Annotated in this window: 9 protein-coding genes; 5 read left to right on the top strand and 4 right to left on the bottom strand. The window is 38.5% G+C overall.

Features of this window, described 5'->3' with window-relative positions; all coding sequences use genetic code 11:
* Positions 1-471: 471 nt before the first annotated feature.
* Both F6K18_RS27685 and F6K18_RS27680 read right to left on the bottom strand, forming a co-directional pair.
* Positions 472-660, bottom strand: a complete 189-nt coding sequence (locus tag F6K18_RS27685) for a hypothetical protein (RefSeq protein ID WP_375341358.1) — start codon at positions 658-660, stop codon at positions 472-474.
* A 1,002-nt stretch (positions 661-1,662) separates the two neighbouring features.
* Positions 1,663-1,833, bottom strand: a complete 171-nt coding sequence (locus tag F6K18_RS27680; RefSeq protein ID WP_287525573.1) for a hypothetical protein — start codon at positions 1,831-1,833, stop codon at positions 1,663-1,665.
* 60 nt (positions 1,834-1,893) lie between these two features.
* Between F6K18_RS27680 and F6K18_RS27675 the strand changes: the two genes are divergently transcribed.
* The gene (locus F6K18_RS27675; protein WP_287525571.1) at positions 1,894-4,266 is read left to right on the top strand and encodes a CHAT domain-containing protein; all 2,373 of its coding nucleotides are present in this window, start codon (positions 1,894-1,896) and stop codon (positions 4,264-4,266) included.
* Positions 4,267-4,555: 289 nt separating this feature from the next.
* Positions 4,556-5,473, top strand: coding sequence for a hypothetical protein (locus F6K18_RS27670; RefSeq protein ID WP_287525569.1), 918 nt, complete (start codon positions 4,556-4,558; stop codon positions 5,471-5,473).
* Positions 5,474-5,751: 278 nt separating this feature from the next.
* Here F6K18_RS27670 and F6K18_RS27665 read toward each other — a convergent pair whose 3' ends face one another.
* Both F6K18_RS27665 and F6K18_RS27660 read right to left on the bottom strand, forming a co-directional pair.
* Complete coding sequence (locus F6K18_RS27665; RefSeq protein WP_287276151.1) at positions 5,752-6,450, bottom strand: lipoate--protein ligase family protein; 699 nt, start codon at positions 6,448-6,450, stop codon at positions 5,752-5,754.
* A 120-nt stretch (positions 6,451-6,570) separates the two neighbouring features.
* Positions 6,571-6,738, bottom strand: coding sequence for a hypothetical protein (locus F6K18_RS27660; protein WP_287525565.1), 168 nt, complete (start codon positions 6,736-6,738; stop codon positions 6,571-6,573).
* A 225-nt stretch (positions 6,739-6,963) separates the two neighbouring features.
* Here F6K18_RS27660 and F6K18_RS27655 point away from each other — a divergent pair, with 225 nt between their 5' ends.
* The 3 genes from F6K18_RS27655 (at position 6,964) to F6K18_RS27645 (ending at position 19,451) form a co-directional block, all read left to right on the top strand.
* Entirely contained in the window at positions 6,964-7,737 is a 774-nt protein-coding gene (locus F6K18_RS27655; protein WP_287525563.1) for a 4'-phosphopantetheinyl transferase superfamily protein, read from the top strand.
* Between the two features lie 801 nt (positions 7,738-8,538).
* Complete coding sequence (locus F6K18_RS27650; protein ID WP_287525561.1) at positions 8,539-8,718, top strand: hypothetical protein; 180 nt, start codon at positions 8,539-8,541, stop codon at positions 8,716-8,718.
* 428 nt (positions 8,719-9,146) lie between these two features.
* On the top strand, positions 9,147-19,451 hold the full coding sequence (locus tag F6K18_RS27645) for a hypothetical protein (RefSeq protein ID WP_287525559.1): 10,305 nt from the start codon (positions 9,147-9,149) through the stop codon (positions 19,449-19,451).
* Positions 19,452-19,470 lie beyond the last annotated feature (19 nt).

The raw sequence follows: 19,470 nt of genomic DNA, 5'->3' as shown, positions 1-19,470 counted from the left end.
TTTGGGTGCTAGCGATCGCTTCCAAGTTTAGCTGGACAGAAAAAGCTTGCAACAATTCATCAAATGCCTTACGGTTTAGTCCCGTTAATGCCCTTAAGAGTCGGTCTTCTTTTAGCACTCGATTGATGTCCAGCATTTTTTCTTCTGATCTTTAAAACACTAATCTCTAGTTTACCTTATTAAGCGACAAGTCTAGTGATAAAATTATGGCGAAGCGATCGCCTCATTATCATAATAGAGTTGTCGCTAAATAAGGGAAAAAAATTACTCTAACCTAGACAGAGCAATAATTCCCAGCATTTTGGCCTTCCAATAGGTACAATCCTTACAGAACAAGGTTTTTGGGATTTTTTTAAGTTATAAAGCGACAAGTCTAATGAATAAAATACGCGCGTAGCACCTAAATGATTTTCTAGGGCTTGTCATCAAATAGCCTAATTGATAAAATGAGGATAATATGTAGTTCCAAGTTTAGAGCAACCAGATGACAGAAGCAGCCAAGTAAATTCCACCCAAAAAGTTCACCGAACGCTTGTCGTAACGAGTCGCAATAGCTCGATCTTGCTTCGATTTTTGGAAAAAGTTCTCTACCAGATGGCGTCCTTGATACAATACGCGATCATAATTATAGGGTTTAGTTCGGTTATTTTTTGATCCCACATTCCGCACGACAAAATGTAGTATGTAACAATGATAAATGTTCTATAATTCAGAGGCCATAGGTCAGAAAGGTTTGAGGCTTAAGGTTTGACCTTTGAAATTGAAAAATGCAGTTTTAGCCCGTGCCAAGTATAATCCCACAGCAGTGCAATCGCAAATTCTATTTATAGGGACAAACAAAACATAAAACTCTACAATACAAATACTTAAAGATATAAAACTCAGAGATTGAATGTATCACGAAATAGGGTAGTAAGAATAAGACACAACTATACTTTCTATTTTTCAACATAACCGATCAGTCTGAATACCTATAAACTACTCTCTCATACTTATTTCTATCCCTGGACTCCTTCCCATTTTTATCTGAATGTAGATCCATAATCTCTTAATAATTAATTTGACAAATAGTCTCTCAAATTATCCGATACCAACTCTACAGCAAAACTTATCGATATTTAGATTGTTCTGACAAAAAAGCTTTCTAGTTTTTAAGGATATAAAAAAATGATGGTTTAACCTTCCGGAGTTACAAGAATAATTGAGAATGTTAGTATTGTATAAATCGAAAAAGGTTCTTGAATAGCCTCAAACAAATAATGTTTCGGTAAATCTAAATAAATTAAATTGAGATAAAGCAGGTCAAAAAGAAACTTTTTACTTATAATATTGTCTAGATACACAGTAGATGAATGTGTAATCCGGTCAGCTTACCCATATTCATCGTTGGTACATTGTTGCCCAATTACTGCCATTGCAGATTTTCTAAATTTGGCATTCAACCGAATCAATACTTAAATCTATATTTTAGTGCTGATGATCAAATTATCCGGAAAGTACTCCTGAATTAGTTAATAGGTGGTTGAAGAGGAGATTTAAAGAGCAGGCCTCAGAAATCTGAGACTAACATAGATGAAGAGGCAAAAAAAATGAGTGTTATCTATTAGTAACTAAGCAGTCTAAGTTACTAATAGATAACACTTCAACTAGGCGTGCAAATTGCTAGTTCTGATAATCATAACCAGCACTACTTTGAGCTTTTTGATACCAACACCTTAAGGTTGCTACATCAGGGAAACCCAACACTCCTGCACAGAGAAAGTTTCCCAAATCTAAAATCCAAAATGGTAGAACACCAAATCCACAGTCGTCATTTCTTTCCCATTTATTCATAATCAAAAGCAAAGATCGGGAGTTTTGGCGGAGTAAATTCAGCAGAAGGATAAAAAATAAGTGACACAGGAATTTCATATTTCAATTACTCCCCTGGGAGAAGACGAATACTTTGTTCGGACAGAAAAAGTACCTATTGGTGGGTTAGTGGCTGAAGAAATTGTCGAATGGCCTATAGAACAATGGTTAGCCCAAGCACGTCACCTATTTCGCGATCCATTACTCGATCTCCTAGAAGGAAAGTCCAACACTCAGGTAGTTATCCCTAGTCAGGTTGTGGCCAGGTCTGGGGAAGTGGTAAGTCCAAGTTTAGTAGCATTAGGCCAACAAATGTATCAAGAGCTATTCAAAGACACCCTGAGAGATAGCTGGAGTTGCGCTCAAGGAATAGCTCATAATCGAGGAGAGGTATTACAGTTACGTCTGGGGACTAAAGACAGACGTATATCCAGTTTGCCTTGGGAGGTACTCCATGCAGGCGATCGCCCCCTTGCTACTGGTACTGATGTAATTTTCTCTCGCTATCAACCTAATACTTGCTTACCTAAACAAACCCGGACACGAACTCCAGAAGACCCATTAAAAATCTTAATGGCGATCGCTGCTCCTAGCGATAAAGATAGTCTGCAACTAGAAAAAGAATATGAGGCGTTGCAACAAGAACTACAAAGAAATAGTGGAGAAATTCAAATCCACCTGGATATTCTCAGGCAACCTGGACGAGAACAACTTACTCAACGTTTAGAGCAAGGAAAATATCAGGTTTTCCACTATGCAGGTCATAGCAACTGGGGTATTTCTGGTGGTGAAATATCTCTAGTTAGCAATATCACAGGGTTAACAGAAAGTCTTAGTGGTCGAGACTTAGCAGGGTTGTTAGTTAACAATGGTATTCAGATGGCGGTTTTCAATTCATGTCGAGGCGCTTACAACCACTTAGTTAACCCCACTGATGATGAAGTAGCGCTCAACTTAGCAGAAGCGCTAGTTAAACGAGGTATTCCGGGAGTGCTAGCAATGGCAGAACGTATTCCAGATGAGGTTTCCCTAAGTTTGACACGGCTTTTTTATCGAAATCTCAATCAAGGTTATCCCATAGACTTAAGTTTGAGTCGGGCACGACAAGGATTGATTTCTGCTTATGGTTCACACGAACTTTATTGGGCATTACCTGTTGTTTACCTGCATCAAGAGTTTGATGGTTGTCTGATTCAAAAACCCAGCAACTTGACAAATGAAACTGTTGAACGTCAAGAGGAATTTGTTGAGGAAAAAATTGCATCACCAAAGTCGCCAGAAGATTCAACTGGTGTAAAACCAAATATCGATTTAGAGAATATGGAGGAATTTCCTAGTGAACCTCAAACAGATAATCTTAATTGGCAGAATACCAATAATCAAGCTCAAGTAAAGACTCTCCAAGAGTTATTGCAAGAAAGAGAAATAAGAGAACAATTCAGTAATCAAAACAATGAAAAACAAGAAGAAATAGTAACACCAATTCAGTCAGTATTAACCACATCAAATACTGAGAAAAAGTCTCAGAAATTTTCCTGGAAAAAAATATTAGTATCTGCAGCATCATTAGTAATGTTAACCTTTGGTACTAATACAATTACTTTCAATAGACTGTCACAAGTGAATTCTCAATTGCTTCCTAACGCCCCAGACCCAGGGATTAATTATGACTATAATAGGGTTCGACTTGTTAATGTTAATGAAAAAAATAGTAGCATCCAAGAAGCACAGATACTGGCAATTAGACAGTTTAAGCAAAATGATATTCTGGCTGGCAAAATGGTTGTAGAAATATTACTAGAAAGAGGAGAATTAGCAAAAGCAGGAGAAGCGATCGCTGCTGTGCCTACTCAACTCAACGACCATCCAGAAATTAATTTTCTTAAAGGTCGATTAGTTTGGGAAATCTTCCAAGATGGAAATCAAAATAACCTGATAGATGAAGCTATAAGTTATTGGGAAAAGGCTGCTGACAAAAGTCCAGAAAAAATTCAATATCAAAATGCTTTAGGCTTTGCTTATTACACTAAAGGAGATATGGAAAAAGCTTATGGAGCTTGGTTAAAAGTATTGCATTTGTCAGGAGAAATTACTCCAGAAATGGAAAAAGTTCGTCCTGTTTATAATCATGACCGAAGACATTTATCTGTCAAGAAAAGAGAAGCTATGAATGCTTATGCTGGTCTGGGATTAATCATGCTAAAATCAGCTCAAAATTTACAAAAAACTCCTGATCAAGCTTTAAAATATGTTAGTAAAGTTATGAGAGAAGCTGGCAAAGAGTTTCATATCCAACAATTGCAAAAAAGTTGGTTGTGGTCTCCCATGGCTCGTCAAGATTGGGGTTTATTATTGAGACTTCGATATCACAAACAGCCAGTTCAACAGAATAAGCATTTTGAAGATATTGCTTAGTAGTAGATTAAAATTAGATATACTAACGGTTTATTTTTAAATTGGCTAATGACTAATTTAAAAAAGAGTCGGAATACAAGAGTGAGCAGCTGGAAAAATAATAAAGGAGGAGGTAGGAGAAAGGGAGAATTCAAATTTCTATCCACTCCTTGCTTCTCTACTTGAAAACTTCTTTAGGCATTCTCAAAAAAAGTAGAGTATTAAGCAGGCAAAAGAGTCAGATAATTTTTATTTTCTACTCCCTTCTAACTTCTACCACCGAAGGTTGATAATTATCAAAGACATCAAAATGACACAAAATTCTGAAAAAACTATCATTTTTTTTAACTCAGTTCCCGGTAGAATAGTTTCACATCTAATTGCTGTTTTATTCACTCTAAGTGGTGTTTGGTTATTTCAAAATCGACCAATACTTTCTTCAAAAACTATATCTATAACTCCCGATCCAATTAACCTGGAAAGATATGATAAAGAGCAACCAATTAATTATAGTGCCAATACTGTAGGAGCAGACAAACAACTAGCTATTGAACAATTTAATAAAAATGATATTCAAGCTGGAAAAAAAGCTGTAGAGTCTTTATTAAATAGAGGTGCTTTTAGAGAGGCAAAAGCAGCACTTAAGATTGTGTTAAAAGCAGGTAATAATGAGCAAAATGTTGACTCAGACATACTTTTTTTACAAGGTCGATTAGTTTGGGAATTAGCCCAATATGGAAATAGAAATTATACTGTAGATGAAGCTATATATTACTGGGAAAAAGCCGTCGCTCAACTCCCTGATTCTATTCCATATCAGAATGCTATAGGTTTTGCTTACTATACCAAAGGAGACCTGAAAAAAGCTTATGATTCTTGGTTAAAAGTATTAAAATTATCAGGAGAAATTGCACCAGAAACACAAATACTGCGTAACATTTCAATTGAGGCTTTACCAACTCCAGAAGTTGAACAAAAAGATGCTATTAATGCCTATGCAGGTATTGGATTAGTAATGATGAAATCTGCTCAAACTTATCAAGGAAATGAGCAAAGAGAACGCTGGTTGAGAGCTTTACAATATCGGACAAAAGTAATGAAAGAAGCTGCAATAGAATATCATATTCCCCAACTTAGACAAAACTGGTTATGGTCACGAGAAGCACTACGAGATTGGGATTTTCTAATGAGAATAGATTGGAATATATTGCAGAAACGAACTAATTAGATTTTGCTGAAAAAGTCTTTTGGTAAGGGTAGGAGTCAAGAGTCAGTCCTCAGGAGTCGGGACGAATGGGAATTATAGAACCCATTTGGTATCTATTTAAAAATAGAGGGTGAGATGGGGAGGTCAGGAGATAAAGAAAGATTTGGCAATGGCTGAAGATAGGACATTTTTTTATACCGAGATTAAGCGGATTTGATATCACAATCATTAGACCTCTCCAAAAATCAAATTCCCTTCTGCCTTCTGCCTTCCCTCTACATATTGATAACTAGCTTCACCTAAACAGAAAAACTCTTAATTTCTATCCATTCTCTCTCAGATAAAGGTTCTGTAATTAGCTGAATTTTAAAACATTTCATAGCTGCTCTAACTAATGCTTCAATAATCCGATTAATCATAACTTCTCTCCTATCGACGGCAGATAAAACAGATGTAAAAATATCAGAAACTCCAGGAGAAGGTTGAGAGTTAAAAACATAACTAAAAAATTCAACATCAGGCGTTAAAATCATAGAACCATGTTGTAATATTGCCCTACCCTTTCTCAATTGGGCACTACCGATTAATTTTCCACCATTAGGTAATATTAAATCTGCACCAGTAGAAGTGCCAAAACAGTTAGGGTTGTGGATATAACCTCTTCCCGCACTGCCATAAACTAAGTCCACACCGAGCGATCGCCACCCCACTATTAAAAATTCACAAATAGCCTGATAAGACTCAATACGACTGCCAGGAAAACCAGAAGTTATAACACTATAAGTTAAATCTCCCTGATGCAAAACCGCCCTGCCACCAGTAGGACGACGGACAATATCTATCGGTTTGCCTTGCCAAGTCAGATTTTGCCAATATTCAGGATAACGTCGTTGATGATAACCCAGAGAAATGGTCACAGGTTGCCAGGTGTAAAAGCGGAGAGTTGGTGGAATATTTCCTTGCAGATGTTGGTGTAGCAACCATTCATCTATTGCCATTTGTAACTTGCCGGTTGTCGTTAGTAAGGGAATAAGTCGCCAAAACATGATGGAAGAAGGAAGAAGGAATAAGGAATAAGGAAAAATCTGGCGTTGTCTGAGTTTTAAGCTTTTGATATGTCAAATACAATAATGGCGACTGCTATATTTCAGCGGACCAGTCTGCTGACCTGTTTGATTTCCATTTTCGAGTTTTCTAGCTTTAACTTTAGGTATTACAAGACAGTTATTAATAATTCTCTGAAGTAATTTTTGTGGCCTCATTTCTTTGAATACATATAATATCATGTTCGTTTAATAGCATGATAAAAAACTTTCTTCTGCTCTTCCCTCTTTTTTCCTCCCGACTTCTGACTCGGTCCTCCTCCGTCGTTATTTATCAGTATTCAACCGCACATGATATAAGTACATTTTTTTTACTATACTTATCATATCAAATTATTTTTGCAACCCATAAAAATCCTTTAGAAACCTTCCGTATTTCCAGTAAAATATCTGATAAATCTGTAATCAATGTTTTTTTCACATCTACCTCTAGGTCAAAAATTAGAATTATCACCAAATCATGTTCATATTTGGAGTAAAAATCTAAAATCACCTCCATCTGAAATTGAAGAATTATCAAAAATCTTATCCTCAGACGAAATAGATAGAGCCAAAAAATTTCATTTTGAACGAGATAAAAATCGTTTTATTATTGCCAGAGGAACACTCAGAAAAATCCTTAGCTGTTACTTAAATATTGAACCTAAAAAATTACAATTTACTTATAGTGAACGAGGCAAACCCTACTTACCAGATACCTCTATATTATTTAATTTATCTCACTCTCAAGATTTAGCTTTATATGCTATTACCACAGTTAATTTAATTGGTATTGACTTAGAATATATTCGCCCAATGAATGATGCTGAAGCCTTGGCAAAACGTTTCTTTACTTCCCAAGAATACAACCTTATTAGTCAGCTTCCTCCTCAACAACAACAAGAAATTTTCTTCAAAATATGGACTTGTAAAGAAGCCTATTTAAAAGCTACTGGAGATGGATTAGCAGGAGGATTGGAAAAAGTCGAAGTTTGTTTAAAACCAGAACAACCAATACAGTTTATTAGTATTAATGGAGATTTTCAAGAAGCTTCCCGTTGGTATTTACATCAGTTTATTCCTGAATCTAATTACATTGCTGCTGTAGTAGTGGCAGGGATAAATCAAAACTTGAGTTTTTGGCAGACAATAGAATTGGGTATTGAAGCTATGTTTAAAGACTGCACTCGCAGGTGGATATAATCTAGAAGGAAGTCAAGCCAATGTACAAGGTTTGACGCGCTTTAATTTTACTGATAGCTATCGCTTATACGACTTCATGTTATCAAGGTAAAATCATCAAAAAATCCCGTTATCAAAACTATATTTGTAGATGAACACAAGGCGGGGCGAAAATATAAAAGACATAGCAATTTTGGCGTTGCTGAATCAAGGCATGAAAATAAAAATTGAACAATCTGAAATAGTTATTATTCAATAGTTTAGCAATTACCAAAAAATACAAATCATACCCAAAATCAGCAACGCCGCAATTTTTTGGTAGGGATGCACTACCAAAATTTTGATTATGGTCAATTAAAAAGCATCACTATGAAGGTAAGTACTTGCTTCAGGATTCTGTTTTAGAATGTTGGGTTTCGGAGTACCTTAACCCAACCTACTTTTACTGAATTTCTACTACTACAAATCATATTAAATACTCAATATTTTTAAGAAAGTTTTAATGCACGAGAACTAAACGTTAATTAATAAATATGGATATCTGTATAAATACCTAGCTTTTTACAAAAAGAAATATTGTATAGCAAAAAAAACCGGATTATATTAATAATAATTAACATAATAATAGCAAAAATACGGATAAATAATGCTAATCTAATAACAAGTAAAAATCAGGGAGCCACCTAAAGAAGTACCGAATTTTAGGTGAGATGATTTAGCATAGGCTAGTAGTTGAGTAATAAATTGTATTTGGTACTAAACAAATAATTAGGGTGACTCCTTAGAACTAGCGGCTCTGGATGGAGGGCTAAGGAGAATAACATGAATAATATAATAATGGGGACTCAGCTTTTAGATGAGTCTGAAATGTCTGCTTTGAATTTAGGATTATTAAGTTTAGAAGAAAGCTTGAAAGTAATTGCTACAGATGGCAGTTTATTACCAATATTTGAAGTAGCTTTTGGTAATCAATTTGAGCGAGAAAAAGCAGAAGATTTGTGAGGGAAGTGGGAAGTAGAAAATTTAGAATGGTTGCCCAAGATTGATATTCGCTCCGCAGCAGAGATTAATAGTGCGAATGGTGCTTTTGCAGGAGCTAATAATACTATTTATTGAGCGAAAGAAGATACAGAAATTTAGCGTTTAGTTGTTAAGTAATTATAAAAGTTTTACTTAATGGAAAAATATTTTCATCAATTGATAATGGATAATTACCTCTGGTTAAAACCGTTCGGGAATTGAATATAAGGAAATCTCCTAGCACTTTTTTTTTCATAGAGCGGGGTGGCTTTTAACCAAGGAATGTAATTATTAATAATTAATAATTAATTATTCAGTAATTTATACCGTTTTGAAATGAAGCGGTATTATATTTCTCCATTTCAGGCTGTTTATTTCGTTAACATCAGATCATAATTAAGGAGAATATCATGGATCAAATCGACACTACAGGCATCGATAATATTAAGGAATCTCTAGAACAGATCAAACTCTTAACTGAAACAGTTAGTAAATTCGGTACTCTGGCAGAGCCATTAGCAATATTAGAGACAAGTTTGGGAAAGGTAATTGATTTAGGAAATCAAGTTGAAGAAAATTTAATTGAGCCAATTAACGAGTATTTTTCAGCAGACCCAAATGACACAACAGAAGAACTAATTGACAGACTCAATAATCTAGTACCAAATATAGATAATGCTCAATTTGATTCAGGACTGAATTTATTAACCTTTGATTTAAGTTTGTCTCCCATTCAAACAAAATCAATTAATCTAAATGGCGGTGATTTTAAGCTAGGATTTGATGGAGAAACTCAAATCGATCTAACAACTGGTTTAGATTTTAAGGCCACTGTCGGTTTAGACCTAAATAATCAACAAAATTCCTTTATTGATATTAATAAGTTATTAGGGACAGCTAGTGTTGATAATACGAATTCTCCCCTAAATGCAGATTTAGATGTTGGTTTTTTAGGGGCAAGTATTCAAGGGGGTACAGTTGATTTAGACGCATCAATTGAAGCGACCTTTAATGACCCTGGTGGCAACGGAAATAAGATTACACTCTCAGAATTAGAGATTGCAGAATCTGATTCAGAAAAACAAATTCAAAACCTGCAAGATTTAGTGAATTTGTCATCAACAGGTACAATTTTGGCAAATTTACCTGTGGAAGTAAAGTCTGGTGATGTTGTCTTGGGTTCTACTCCATCACAACCTGTAGAAATTACTCTAGGAGATGGCACAACAAATTTCTTTGAAACGGCACCACAACTTCAGCTTCCCGGTGATAAACTCTGGACAGATTTTACAAATATTACGGCTAAAGATTTTATTGGTATTGTTCGACAACTAGGTTCCTGGTTAGATCAACTTCGTCAATCTGATATCTATGGAATTGAAATTCCTTTTATAGATAATAAAACTTTGGGAGATTTACTTGATATTGGAACAGGTTTGGAAAACAGTTTTGTTAGCAAGTTGATTGATCAAGAAAAGATTCAACTCGATCCTGACGATCGTGATTCTACTGTTTATCAAGAAATCCTTAAATTTGCATCAGTTCAAGAACTCGCTACTCTTTTAGAAGAAATACTTCCAGGTACAAATATTAATGCTCAGTATGATAAGACGAGTGGTGAACTGACTTTTGATTTAACCCTTTCTCCCTTTGAAGGTTCCGAAGATGTCGAGTTGCCTTTAGATTTCGATCTGAATCTAGAACCTTTAGGTAATATTAGTAGTGAAGCGAATGTAACAGTTACACCTACGGGGACGCTCAATTTAACTTTTGGAATTGACTTAGATAAATTAACCCAAAATCTTACTGTCGATACAGAACTAAGTGACCTTAATAATGGCAATGGTATCTTTAATACAGTTGGTAACAACGACATCGAAATTACAGTACAAGATGATAATACTTTTCAAGTTAACTTGGACTCTGCTAATACAATTGGAGATGTAATTAATACTATTAATACAGCTGCAGCAGGTCAGGTTATTGCCAAGATTGATCCTAACAAAAATCGCATCATTTTAGAAGATCAAACCAGTGGAGATAAAGAATTAACTGTCAAGTCAATTAATAGTTCAGGTGCTGCATTTGTCCTTGGAATTTTAGGAACAGACTCTTCAGATTCCACTGAAGAACCCCCGGTTCAAGATGGTATAATAGAAGGTCAACTAATAGATACACGCTCATTTGGCGAGTCTATTTTTATTGACAATACCTCACTAGAAGCAGGTGTTGATATTAATGGCAATTTTGAAGCTGCAGCTAATTTAGGTTTGTTAGAAATTGAGGTAAATGATGGTCAAGCTAATATTAATTCCTCCGTTAATCTAGCTTTAGGCGAAACAACTGGAGATAATCGTCTCACCATTGATGAACTATATAATGCCATTGATAATAATGTCAATCAAATTATCACAAATCAAGACATTAATGGAACAGCTACTCTCAATTTACAAGATATTACTCTTCCCAACAATCCACTAAATATACCCATCGGTGATGATGCAAGTGTTACTGTTGAGATTAACGATATTACTCAACCCACAGAACCAGAGGTTACTGTAGAAGGATTTGAGAATATCTTTGATAATTTGAGTGAATTAGATTTCTCAACAGTTGTGGCTTACTTAACTGATGCAGTGGGTTTCTTAGGAAACTTAGCTGATGAAAATAACTTCCCACTTCTCAATGAAGAAATTCCTCTAATTAATCTGAGTATTAATGACGTACTAGATTATAGCGATCGCTTTGCCGACATCATAGAACAAATCTCTGAAAATCCAACAAATACAATTGAAACCCTAGAATCTGTTATTCAAGAAGCATTAGGAGAAATTTCGGGTAATTCCGAAGTCGATTTATCTTTGATTGATGATGTTTTGCGGGTCGATCTACAATTAGAAGCTGATTTTGAGGATAATTTAGGATTAAATATTGACCTACAGGATTTAACAAAATCTGCCGGAATAGACCTTCCAGAAGCCATTACCAATTTAATTGGTGTTGGTGCTTCAGCACAACTAAACTTAAAAGCAAATGCAGGTTATCAAATTGCTTTGGGATTTGATTTAAGTCAAGATAATCCCCAACCATTTTTGTTTGAAGGAAAACCAGAAGAAGGCGGAACAGGTTTAATTTTAGAAGCAAAAGCATCTGCAGACAATCTAGATTTTACAGCCAATGTAGGACCATTGAATCTATCTGTGGAAAATGGAACTGCATCCATTGCCGATCCTGATGGCAATCCAATTACCTTTACTGTTAATCTGAAAAATAGTGACGATGGACGACTATATTTAGGTACAGAAACCATTGACTTTGAGGCTGACCTGGGACAAGCAACTGCCAAAGCAAATCTACCGATCGATTTATCCCTGTCTACAACTACTGACCCCCTAGAAATTGTCATAGACGATCTTGAAGGGTTACTACTAGGAACGTCTACTCTCACTACAGACAACTTCACGTTGCCAGACTTTAGTAACCTGTTGGAATTACCTGATTTCAGTGTATCCAATCTGCTGAAAAATCCAGATACATTAATCAATGGAATAGATACCTTATTAGCCACCCTACAAGATGGACTCAATGGTGAAATCTTAGGGGTTTCTTTACCCATTGTCGGTGATGCGTTAGCTGAAACAGAAGCAAGTCAGTTTATCGAGGATTTCCGTGAAGATGTTCTTGAAGAATTGAGGCGTCAGATCAATAATGCAGGTGATAATGTTATTGAAGTTGTCCAAAAAGCATTATTTGATGTATTTGGAGCGAGTGGTTTAGGGTTATTACAAGACGGAGATGGTCAAGATGGAATTACCCTTGAAGATATTCTCGTCATAGAAACTGACGATGATATTCAGTTTGATATGAATCTAGGTCAAAATACTAATTTTGAAATTCCCGCCGGATTTGATATTGGCATTCCTGCATTAAATCTTGATGTGGATGCCAATGTCGATGTGGATCTAGATTGGAATTTAGACTTTGGTTTTGGTATCAATGAAGACCAGGGTTTCTATTTTAATACCTCAGATGAAGACGAACTAGAAGTTACCCTAAAAGCTGGTTTAAAATCTGATACTGAAGGTCAACCTGCTACAGCAACAGGAAAACTAGCCTTTTTGCAAGTTGATGTTACAGATCAGGACAGTCAATTGGGTGGTAAATTCACCATTGATATCCAAGACCCTAACTCAGATAATCAATTAACTTTAAATGAGTTAGTCTCTGGGGGTTCTCTCAGCAATTTGTTTGACACCGACCTTAAAGGTCTGGATGGTCAAGAAAATCCCGGTGCCAATGTTGATTTAGATTTAAAAGTCAGTTTTGAGGGAGATGCTAATTTTCCACAACTTGAGAGTAATTTCAAACTTGACTGGGAATTCGCTCCTGAAGGCAGTCAAAGTTTAGCAAATAGCGGTCAAAGTTTAGCAGATAGCGTTCAGAATAGTTCGCCTGATGTTGGCTTTTATGACATCCAACTTGATATGGGTAGTTTCCTGAATGACTTTGCAAAACCTATTCTAGGCACCATTAAGGATATTACTGACCCTCTTGACCCCATCATCAAGTTTATTGACGATCCCATTCCCCTAATTTCTGATTTGGCTGGTGATGTTGATTTACTCGATCTAGCAAAATTTTCAGGGTATGTCGATCCAAAAGTCATTGACACTGCAAGAAATTTTATCGGTGCAGTTAATAGGATTAATGAATTATTAGACGCAGAAGATTCAGGAAAAGTTTCATTTGGTGACTTTGTTTTAACTGGAGATGATTCCCAACTGGATGATTTAGATTTAAGCGACCCCAATGCTACCTTACCAAATCTTCAAGATTTGCAACTTGACCTTCCAGCACCAACATTTACCGCAGGTACACCAGACTTTGTCACTAAAGCAGAACAACAACCCGGTGGTGGATTAGAATTTCCGATCCTTGAGAACCCAGCATCCGTTTTTGGTCTTTTCCTCGGACAAGATGCTGATTTATTTACCTACGATATGCCAACCTTTGACTTTACTTTTGGTTATAGTCAACCCTTCCGAGTTTTAGGTGTGATTAAGTTTACTATAGGAGGTAGTTTAGGGGCAAAGTTGGATTACGATTTCGGTTATGACACTTTTGGACTGCGCAAGTTTGCTGAGGGAGGCAGTTTTGCCAATGTATTTGATGGATTTTTCCTTGATGATTTAGATAAAGATGGAGTTGATAAACCAGAAACTGTTCTGCAGGCACGTTTATTCGCTGAAGGTGGACTTGATGCTTTCATACTAGGAGGCGGTGTAGGTGGAGGACTCACTGGAACTGTCAACTTAGATTTGAATGATGTAAACGATGACGGTAAAGTTCGAGCTACTGAGATTGCTCAACTATTCGAGTGTGCTGAACACCAGGGTAATCAATTAGGAAAACTTGCTTACTTATTTGAGATTGAAGGAGATATCACCCTAGATTTCTATGCGTTTGTTGAGACTTTCTTCTCACGCAAAACATTTGAAATTGCAGAGTTTGAACTCTTCGAGTTTGAGTTATCACACCCAGATTGCTTTCCTATCCTCGCTGAAGATCTGGGAGGCGGAGTTTTACGTCTCAATATGGGAGATGCAGCACCCGATCGCCTATTTGGAGATACTGTTGATGGTAGTGAAATTTTCATCGTTAGTAGTCAGCAAGGGAACCAGGTAACTGTAGATGCAACTTTACCTAGCTTTGGTGATGCAACTGGTGATTATGAAACAGCAACAAATCTCAGTAAAATCTTGGCCAATGGTGCAAAAGAAAATGATTCAGTTACTATCAATGTTGATGTAAATGCAGAACTCTCTGGCGGTGATGGTAACGACATTTTGACTGGAGGTGGCGGTCAAGATACCATAAATGGAAATTCAGGAAACGACACTCTCCAAGGAAACGGCAATTCCGATGTGATTTCTGGAGATGCAGGAAACGATGATATTAACGGTGGTGCAGGAGAGGACATAGTTGATGGTGGTCTAGGAAACGATATTGTTGCCGGAGGTACTGACAACGATACAGTATCTGGTGGAGAGGGAGACGATCAACTATTGGGAGAAGCAGGAGACGACTTCTTTGAAACAGAAGCAGGTAATGATAACATTGATGGCGGTGATGATACTGACTTAATAGATTATCAGGAGGCAACACAAGCTGTAGTTGTAAATCTTGACGACAGCAAAGATTATCAAAATTCAGGTGGTATTGGTGATTTAGAGGATAGCTTTCAGATTGATGCTGCTACTGCCAAGGATGGTTTGGGAGGTGAAGACCAGATTTTCAATGTTGAAAATGTCATCGGTTCAGAATTTGATGATGTGATTATTGGCAACGCTAGTGATAACGAAATTACTGCACTGAATGGAAACGACCTCGTTATTGGCAACGCAGGAAACGATACAATTGATGGCGGAAACGGTGGAAATGTTGTTAGCTATCGTCGAGATCCGAGTTCAGTTAATGTTAGCCTTGAAGTCGGGGAAGCTACAGATGGTTGGGGAGATATAGATGCACTTTCCAACATTGAAAACGTCGTTGGTTCAGAATTTGACGACGAAATTACTGGCAATGTAGAAAAAAATATTATTACTGCTGGTGGTGGAGACGATACAGTTAATGGTCGAGAAGGCAACGACGAATTGTTTGGTGAAGCTGATAACGACCTCCTCAAAGGAGAACAAGGTAACGACTTCATCGACGGTGGAGAGGAAAACGATACAGTCACTTATGACAACTCACCCAATGGAGTAGTGGTCAATATCGACGAACAACAAGACTACGAAAACCCAGGAGGTTATCAGCACACAACCATTGTCACCGAAAAACCCATCCCCACCGATACCGAACCTGACTTTACCATTGAAAAGGGCACTGCTCAAGACGGTTTCGGCACCATAGACACTCTCAAAAACCTTGAAAATATCATCGGTTCAGAATTCAATGACGTTCTCATCGGCAACGAAAAAGACAACCGTATCGAAGGTCTTGCAGGCAACGACATAATGGTAGGCAACGCCGGAGACGACCAACTAGACGGAGGCAACGACAATGACACCGCCTCCTACCGCCGAGACCCAGACAAAGTCAACGTCAACCTCGAACAAAACCAAGCCAACGACGGCTTCGGAAGTACAGACGAAATCTTAAACACAGAAAATGTCATCGGTTCCGACTTCGACGACACCATTACAGGAGATGAAGTAGATAACATCATCCACAGTGGAACAGGAAACGACATCGTAGAAGCTCGCGACGGAGAAGACATCATCTTCGGCGAAGAAGGAACAGACGACATCAAAGGAGAAAACGGCAACGACTTCATCGTCGGAGGCAAAGACCCAGACAAACTAGACGGAGGCAACGACAACGACACCGCCTCCTACTTCACCTCCGAAAGTCGAGTCCACGTCAGCCTCTATGACGGCAAAGGTTGGGCAGGAGACGCCAAAAAAGATACCCTCACCAACATCGAAAACCTCGAAGGTTCAGAATACGAAGACCTACTCATCGGCGACAACCAAAACAATATCCTCAGCGGTTTAGATGGAGACGACCTGATCAAAGCTAAAGATGGAGATGACTTCATAGACGGAGGAGAAGGAAGCGATCGCCTCTACGGTCAAGACGGCAACGACACCCTAGAAGGTCAAGCAGGTAACGACCTCCTCAAAGGCGGCCAAGACCACGACCAACTAGACGGAGGAGAAGGCAACGACAACCTCCACGGTCAAACAGGTAAAGACACTCTTTCTGGAGGAGCAGGCAACGACAACCTCAAAGGAGGAGCAGGAGACGATGAATTAGACGGCCAAGCAGGCAACGACAACCTAGAAGGAGAAACAGGCGACGACAACCTCAAAGGAGGAGATGGAAACGACCAACTAGACGGAGGAGCAGGCAACGACAACCTCCAAGGAGAAGCAGGAGACGACCAACTATACGGAATGGGAGGTCAAGACAACCTCAATGGAGGAAGTGATGACGACCTCCTAGAAGGAAGAGCAGGCAACGACCAACTAGAAGGAGGAGAAGGCAACGACCGCATCTACGGCAACCAAGGAAACGATAACCTCTCTGGAGGAGAAGGCAACGACCTCCTCAAAGGTGGTTTTGACAAAGATACCCTTGATGGTGGAGCTGGAAACGACGAACTATTCGGTCAAATAGACAAAGACCTACTCAAAGGAGGAGAAGGCAACGACAACCTCTGGGGAGGAGGCAACGACGATCGCCTTTATGGAGAAGATGGAGACGACTACCTCAACGGCGAAGTAGGAAACGACACATTAGAAGGCAACGAAGGCAACGACCGCCTCTACGGAGAAGACGGAGACGACGAAATCAAAGGAAACACAGGTCGCGACTACCTAGATGGAGGAGCAGGAAACGACGAACTTTTAGGCAACGAAGACAATGACCGCATTTACGGTCGCGAAGGAGACGACATCCTGGAAGGAGGAACAGGTCAAGACATACTCGACGGTGGAGCAGACGACGACTTCATGTATGGAGAATCAGGAGGCGATCGTCTAGATGGAGGAGAAGGAGAAGACTACCTAGATGGAGGAGAAGGAGACGACCGACTCAAAGGTGAAGCAGGAGACGACCATCTGTTAGGTCAGTCTGGTCGAGATTATTTAGATGGAGGAGAAGGGGAAGACATACTCGAAGGAGGAGAAGAAGCAGACTTATTATTAGGTAAAGAAGGAGATGACCTACTCGAAGGTGGTGAGGGCGATGACGAATTAGACGGTGGAGCAGACGAAGACCAACTTTACGGTCAAGAAGGTAACGATACCCTGAAAGGAGGTACAGGTAACGACTATCTTGAAGGAGGTGAGGGCGATGACGAATTAGACGGTGGTGAAGGAAACGACCAACTATATGGTCAAGAAGGCAAAGACATCCTTTCTGGAGAAGAGGGTAACGACAACCTTTATGGAGGGGATGATGATGACCAACTAGAGGGAGGTACAGGAAACGACTTACTTTCTGGAGAGGAAGGTAATGATACTTTAGATGCTGGAGATGGTGATGACAACCTAGAAGGTGGTGAAGGTGATGACGAACTTACAGCAGGAAAAGGGGAAGACCAACTTTATGGTGAAGAAGGTAATGATACTTTAGATGCTGGAGTTGGTCACGACTATATTGAAGGTGGTGAAGGAGATGATGAAATTACAGCAGGTGAAGGTGATGACCAAGCTTACGGAGGTACAGGAAACGATAATATTAATGGTAATGCAGGTAACGACTTACTTGATGGTGAAGAGGGTGATGATGTTATTGAAGGTGAGGAAGGAGATGATTACATTATTGGTGGTGAAGGTGATGATGAGTTAAGTGCAGGTGCGGGTAATGACTTGTTGGAAGGTGGTGAGGGTAACGACTCCTTACATGGCAATGAGGGTGATAATATTCTCGATGGTGGGGAAGGTGATGATGAGTTACATGGTGGTAGTGGTAGCGATACATTTGTCTTGCAGCAAGGTGCAGGTTATGATTCAATTTATAATTTCCAAGTAGATGATGATTTCTTTGAGTTAATAGATTTGACTTTTGAGGAGTTGGAAATAGCTGAGGAAACAGAGTCGAGTGATAATACTGTGATTAGTGTTTTGGATAGTGGGGAACAACTTGCTTTTGTGGAGGGTGTGAATGCTGATGAGTTGACTGGTTTTTATTTCTTCCCTTTTAGTAGCGATGAGGAGGCACAGTTTGAAACTTTGGCAGAAGAGGAGGATATTACCTCTGATGCTGAGTCTCTAGAAACTGATGAGTCGGATGACGCTGTGGCAGAAGAGGATGATATTACTTCTGATTCTTCAGAAACTGATGAAACTGTGGCAGGGGAGGATGATATTACTTCTGATTCTTCAGAAACTGATGAGTCGGATGAAACTGTGGCAGGGGAGGATGATATTACTTCTGATTCTTCAGAAACTGATGAAACTGTGGCAGGGGAGGATGATATTACTTCTGATTCTCCAGAAACTGATGAAACTGTGGCAGAAGAGGAAGATGTTACTTCTGATTCTCCAGAAACTGATGAAACTGTGGCAGAAGAGGAAGATGTTACTTCTGATTCTGAATCTCAGGAAACTGAGAATGAAACTGTAGTAGAAGAGGATGATATTGCTTCTGAATCTGAATCTCCAGAAACTGATGAGTCGGATAATTCTGTGGCAGAGTCGGAAGATGTTACTTCTGATTCTGAATCTCCAGAAACTGATGAGTCGGATAATTCTGTGGCAGAGTCGGAAGATGTTACTTCTGATTCTGAATCTCAGGAAACTGAGAATGAAACTGTAGTAGAAGAGGATGATATTGCTTCTGAATCTGAATCTCCAGAAACTGATGAGTCGGATAATTCTGTGACAGAAGAAGCGATCGCTTCCAACGAATCCAAGGAAGAGAAAACTGATACTCTAACTGGTGAAGAAGTATCTACAGAAATAGATGACAAACTACTTAATGGTGGGTCTGACTCACCCTCAGACAATACAGATGAGTTTCTACTTGCTGGAGATGAGTTAGCTTCTATCCCTGAAATTGAAGTTCAAGAGTTAATTACATCATCTGATAATAATATGATTGAGGATGATATCACAACAGGTTCAAGGACTATTGAAACTGCCGAGCGTGATAGTCAAGATCCAGTTTTAGCAGCCATAGATACGAATGATATGGCACTGATTTAATTGACATTCTCGGAGAATT

Source organism: Okeania sp. SIO2C2 (assembly GCF_010692625.1).
Lineage (GTDB): Bacteria > Cyanobacteriota > Cyanobacteriia > Cyanobacteriales > Microcoleaceae > Okeania > Okeania hirsuta.
Note: the sequence above shows the minus strand (reverse complement) of the source record. Positions and strands in the feature narration are given on the sequence as shown.